This is a genomic window from Paenibacillus oryzisoli (assembly GCF_001653565.1).
GTDB lineage: Bacteria > Bacillota > Bacilli > Paenibacillales > NBRC-103111 > Paenibacillus_E > Paenibacillus_E oryzisoli.
Map to the genome: position 1 here is coordinate 1 of NZ_LYPB01000001.1, position 504 is coordinate 504.

The window sequence follows — 504 nt, forward strand, 5'->3', positions numbered from 1 at the left end:
ATGAGTTTCACATTTCATTCCTCCTCATTAAATTAAGTATCTGACATAAATATAAATGTTTGCTAGCACTACGGAAATTAACATAAGTGGGAAACCATATTTCATAAACGTAATAAATTTAATCGGGTGTCCTTCTTTCGCAGACATGCCAGCTACGATTAAGTTAGCGCTTGCCCCAATTAATGTGCCATTACCACCCAGACATGCTCCTAAGGCTAGGCTCCACCACAGTGGTTCTAGATTCTCTACCCCCATGTTACCCATTTCCTGAATCATAGGAATCATCGTTGCCACAAAAGGTATATTGTCTAAAAACGCCGAGGCAATGGCGCTGAGCCATAAAATCAAAATTGATGTAGCAACAGGATTCCCTCCTGTGAGTTCAATAGCATGAGCAGCTAATTTGGATATGACTCCTGTTTCCACTAAACCTGAAACTAAGACGAACAGTCCAACAAAGAAAAAAATCGTAGTCCATTCAACTTTGGTAAAAGCTTCTTCCAT

The 504-nt window shown here is 39.7% G+C and carries 1 protein-coding gene; it reads right to left on the reverse strand.

Features of this window, described 5'->3' with window-relative positions; genetic code table 11:
- Positions 1-27: 27 nt before the first annotated feature.
- The coding region (locus A8708_RS00005) for an SLC13 family permease (protein ID WP_204787435.1) at positions 28-504 on the reverse strand (477 nt) is incomplete at its 5' end.